This window comes from Streptomyces sp. HD (assembly GCF_028369295.1).
In the GTDB taxonomy this organism is placed as follows: Bacteria; Actinomycetota; Actinomycetes; order Streptomycetales; family Streptomycetaceae; genus Streptomyces.
Genome location: NZ_JAQMYP010000119.1, coordinates 1 through 4,274 on the forward strand (window position 1 = coordinate 1; position 4,274 = coordinate 4,274).

Here is a 4,274-nt window from a genome sequence, read left to right on the forward strand (position 1 = left end):
CCCCCCCCCCCCCCCCCCCCCCCCCCCCCCCCCCCCCCCCCCCCCCCCCCCCCCCCCTGGTCTGCCCTCCCCTCCAGAAGCAGATGCACCGGCCCGCCTCCCCTCGCCGGTGACCGGCCGAGCCCTTGCGACGGGGCTCATGGCCGGTGACCGACCCGGTTCCCTCGCCGCACCGGGCGACTCCCGGGCGGCCGGTAGGTGACGTTCCGGGTTTCATCCACCCGCCGCGGCCTGCCCAACCGTGGCCGAACACCTGGTCGTTGACGATTCGACATGACTGTCGGGGGTCCGACCGGGAAATGGTTCCCGTGAACGTGTTCGAGCCAGGAGGGGAACCGACCATCGGCACGCAGGCGGGGGTCATGAAGAGGCAGGCATGGGGAGGGGGTCCCATCGCATACGGGGCTTCCTCACTGGAGACGGTGGAGGACAGGGCCGCGAGCGCCGGGGAACACACACAGACGCCTCAGCTCAGGCGCAGACTGGGACGGGCGGACCTACGGGCCGTTCCCGAGGCACGCAGAGCTCTGCGCGAATGGCTGCAGCAATGGGGGAAGCCGGGACGATCGGACATAGCCGAACTGCTCACCAGCGAACTCGTCACCAACGCGATCGTCCACACCGACCGTGAGGCGGTTCTGACGGCCACCGTCGGACCGCGCGGACTGCGGGTGGAGGTGAGAGACTTCGTGGCCCGCCGGCCCAGACTGCGCGTACCGAACGCCGACGACGGTACGAACGGCAGAGGCCTGGTCCTGGTCCAGTCCCTCGCCGACGCCTGGGGTGTGCGGGCGCACGGCGTGGGGAAGGCGGTGTGGTTCGAACTCGACGCGGGTGCCGCATGAGATGACACGGGTGCGCTGTCATGCGACAACGGCAAGGGGCGCGACCCGAGTTCCGGATCGCGCCCCGTCCCGTCGACGAGCGGAGTTCTCAGCCGAACTGCTGCTCAAGATCCTTGAGCTTGCGCTCCAGGGAGTCGAGCCGTGGCAGCGCCATTGTGTCGTCCTCCGCGGTGAGGTCGACGGTCACCGGGTCACTGCCGGTGCGTACGGGCTGCAGTGAGGGACGTGAGCGTACGGGCAGTTGCTCCGGGGTGGATATGGCAGGCTCCGCGGAGACTTGGCCCGAGGCGCGCTCCAGTGCTGCCTGCGCCTCCACGTGCCGCCCGCCGCCCCGGCCGACGAAGCCGCGGTGGCCCCGGCTGATGGCCTTCAGCTGAGCACGCTCCATGCGCTCCTGCTCGCGCCGGCGCAGGCGGCTCGCGTCCTTCTGCCGCTTGTCCTCGCGGACCTCGTCGACCGCCTCGTCCAGGCTGCGCACGCCCTCCAGGAGCATCAGCGACCAGGCCTTGTACGTCTCGCGGGGCGCCCGCAGCCAGCGGACGATCCGGATCTGCGGGAGAGGTCTCGGCACCAGGCCCTGCTCGCGCAGGGCGGCCCGGCGGGTCTGCTTCAGGGCCCGGTCGAACAACACCGCCGCCGACAGGGACATGCCGGCGAAGAAGTGCGGGGCGCCGTCGTGACCGAGGCCCCTGGGCGCGTGCACCCAGTTGAACCAGGCCGCCGCGGCCGCGAACGTCCACACGAGTATCCGGGAGCCGAGGGCCGCGTCACCGTGGCTGGCCTCGCGCACCGCGAGAACGGAACAGAACATCGCCGCGCCGTCCAGACCGAACGGCACCAGGTACTGCCAGCCGTTGTGGAGGCCGAGGTTCTGTTCACCGAAGCCGACCAGACCGTGGAAGGAGAGCGCGGCGGCCACGGCCGCGCAGCAGAACAACAGCACATAGGAGGCGGTGCCGTATATGGCCTCCTTGCGCCTACGGCGCTCCTCGCTGCGTTCCCACGAGTCGTCGGCGCTCGCGTTCTTCCCCGAGGTCTTCCCGCGCCGGAGCACCGCTATCGCCGCCGACAGGCCCAGGAGCAGGACGGCGCCCGGAAGCAGCCAGTTCAGCGATATGTCGGTCAATCTCATCTGGGGTCCCTTGCATTGGGATAGGGCGTAACGCCCGCCATAGTGGCCCAATCCCAACGGCCCTCAGGGGGTTTCGGGGCAAGAGGCCGCCAAGGAAGTGCAAGGGAATGCCCAGGGCGACGTTCTGCTCGAACTGCCGCTTGAGGGGCGGGAGTTGAGTTCGAACAACACTACCCGTACGGGTGGTTCCACGGAAAGTTCCTGTGCCGAGTGAGGAATTTGTGAAACGCCTGTAACCGTAACGGGTGTCGCGCTCGCGGGTGATCTTACGGCACGACGGTTTACAGCCATGCCTGAGGGTGCCTCAACTCGCCGCGGCCAGAAGCTTGGTGACCCGGTCCGCGTCACAGGTGCGCGGGCAGGTGACGCAGGTGTCCTCGGGGCGCAGTGTGTAGAACATACAGCAGCTCGCCCGGTCCCGGGTGGGCAGCGACTCGCCGTCCGGGCCCGTCAGTTCACGGAAGGCGGCCGAGCCGACGTACGGCTGCGTCGCGCCCGGCAGCAGCAGCTCCAGCTCGCGCCGGGCCCGGTCCTGCTCGCCGTCGCCGAACAGGTGGGCGACGTACCACAGGCCCTCCACGACCTCGTCGGTCGCCATGCCCCACAGGGCGCGTCCGCGGCGTCGCATTCGGGGGCCGAAGCCGGTGAGGACGGGTTCGAGGTGCTCGGCGACGGCCGCCCGTACCTCGGCGCGCAGCGCCTGCTCGTCGGGTACGACCCTGGCGCCCGGCAGGGTGGCCGCGGGGTCGCCGGGGAGGCAGGCGAAGGTGGCGGGGCGGGCGGCGAGGCGGCCCATGGAGAGGCCGGGAGCCGTGCGGTCGTACGAGACATGTGTCACGGGGAAGCGGGGGACGCGGCGCAGCAGGAACCAGGGGACGGTGATCAGCAGGCAGACGGGCCAGGCGTAGCGGTGCAGGCCGAAGCTGGCGACGACGTCGGGGCGGGCGGCCTGCCCGTAGTCGCGCCGTACCTGTGCGTCGTCCCAGGCCAGGAAGGCGTCGAGGCCGGTGCCGCCTTCCGCCAGCGCCGCGGCGGGGATCCAGCCGCCGTGTCGGGGGAGCTGTTCCATGGCGGGCGGCTGGGTGATGTCGAGCCCCGGGAAGGCCTCGGTGAGACGGGTGTACGCGTCCGCGAGGGCTATGGGGGGCACGGGCATGTGGACCGCCGATCCGCTCGACTTTGAAGGTAAGGCTTACCTTACCCAAGATCGGTGCGGTTTGAACTGTCGCGTTCTGCGCCTAAGGTGCTTGACGGGTGAGTAACAACCCGCCGTAATGACCCCAAGTACTGACACGTCCGGAGGAGGACCCGTGAAGCAGGGCGCGCAGGGCTCCGCCGGGACGGGAAATCCGCAGGCTTCGGCTGTCTCGGGGGCGTCGGAGGGGGCCGGCGGTGTTCGGGAGGCCCGGGCGGGGATGCCGCGGGTGCCGTCGCAGGGCGGGGCGGCGGGGTTGGACCGGGGGCGTGGGTTGCCGCGGGCTGCGTCGGTGACGCCGGCCTCGGTTGCGGTGCCGGGGTCCGTGCCGGCGGCTCGTGGGGAGCACACCCACAGCGAGCAGCCCATTCCTCGACCGCGGCCGGTTGTGCAGCGGGCGTCGGTGCGGGGGCAGATCCTGGACGCTCTGCGTACCGCGCTCGTCACCGGGGAGCTGACTCCTGGGGTGGTGTATTCGGCTCCCGCGCTCGGTGAGCGCTTCGGTGTGTCCGCCACCCCGGTGCGTGAGGCCATGCAGCAGCTTGCGCTTGAGGGGGCCGTGGAGGTCGTTCCCAACCGGGGGTTCCGGGTGGTGGAACGCGGTGCTCGGGAGCTGGGCGAGCTGGCCGAGGTCCGGGCGCTGATCGAGGTGCCGGTGATGCTTCGGCTCGCGCGTACGGTTCCGGGTGAACGCTGGGCGGAGCTGCGTCCGTTGGCCGAGGCGACGGTGCGTGCCGCGTCGACGGGGTGCCGGGCGACGTACGCGGAATCGGACCGTACCTTTCATCGTGCCGTGCTTTCCCTGTGCGGCAACGAGCAGCTCGTCCAGATCGCCGACGACCTGCATCGTCGCGCCCAGTGGCCCTTGGTGACCCCGGCCTGCCCGTCGGGCCGTGACCATGCCGACCTCATCGCGGACGCGGCGGAGCATACGGCTCTGCTGGATGCGTTGATCGCGGGGGAGTTGGACGTTGTGCGGTCGTTGGTGGGGGAGCACTTCGCAGGCGCGTAAGCCTCCGGCGGTGGCGCGGGTGGGATGCCTGCGGCGGCCTGCTGGTGTTCGGTGGGGGTGCGCGTCCATGCCTGCGGCGGCCTGCTGGTG

4 protein-coding genes are annotated in these 4,274 nt (G+C 70.9%); 2 read left to right on the forward strand and 2 right to left on the reverse strand.

What is annotated here, in order from left to right; translation table 11 throughout:
- The first annotated feature begins 362 nt into the window (after positions 1 to 362).
- Positions 363 to 845, forward strand: a complete 483-nt coding sequence (locus POF73_RS45455) for an ATP-binding protein (RefSeq protein ID WP_272125412.1) — start codon at positions 363 to 365, stop codon at positions 843 to 845.
- 88 nt (positions 846 to 933) lie between these two features.
- On the opposite strand, the gene POF73_RS45460 is transcribed toward POF73_RS45455, so the two are convergent.
- Both POF73_RS45460 and POF73_RS45465 read right to left on the reverse strand, forming a co-directional pair.
- Positions 934 to 1,977, reverse strand: a complete 1,044-nt coding sequence (locus POF73_RS45460) for a DUF2637 domain-containing protein (protein WP_272125413.1) — start codon at positions 1,975 to 1,977, stop codon at positions 934 to 936.
- 304 nt (positions 1,978 to 2,281) lie between these two features.
- Complete coding sequence (locus tag POF73_RS45465; protein ID WP_272125414.1) at positions 2,282 to 3,133, reverse strand: (2Fe-2S)-binding protein; 852 nt, start codon at positions 3,131 to 3,133, stop codon at positions 2,282 to 2,284.
- 154 nt (positions 3,134 to 3,287) lie between these two features.
- Between POF73_RS45465 and POF73_RS45470 the strand changes: the two genes are divergently transcribed.
- Positions 3,288 to 4,184 carry a GntR family transcriptional regulator gene (locus POF73_RS45470; protein ID WP_272125416.1) on the forward strand — a complete coding sequence of 299 codons (897 nt, stop codon included), beginning with the start codon at positions 3,288 to 3,290 and terminating at the stop codon, positions 4,182 to 4,184.
- The last annotated feature ends 90 nt before the right edge of the window (positions 4,185 to 4,274 follow it).

Bases quoted from the DNA above. Each gene is read 5' to 3' on its own strand.
- POF73_RS45455 (WP_272125412.1), top strand. From the start codon at position 363: ATGAAGAGGCAGGCATGGGGAGGGGGTCCCATCGCATACGGGGCTTCC.
- POF73_RS45460 (WP_272125413.1), bottom strand. From the start codon at position 1,977: ATGAGATTGACCGACATATCGCTGAACTGGCTGCTTCCGGGCGCCGTC.
- POF73_RS45465 (WP_272125414.1), bottom strand. From the start codon at position 3,133: ATGCCCGTGCCCCCCATAGCCCTCGCGGACGCGTACACCCGTCTCACC.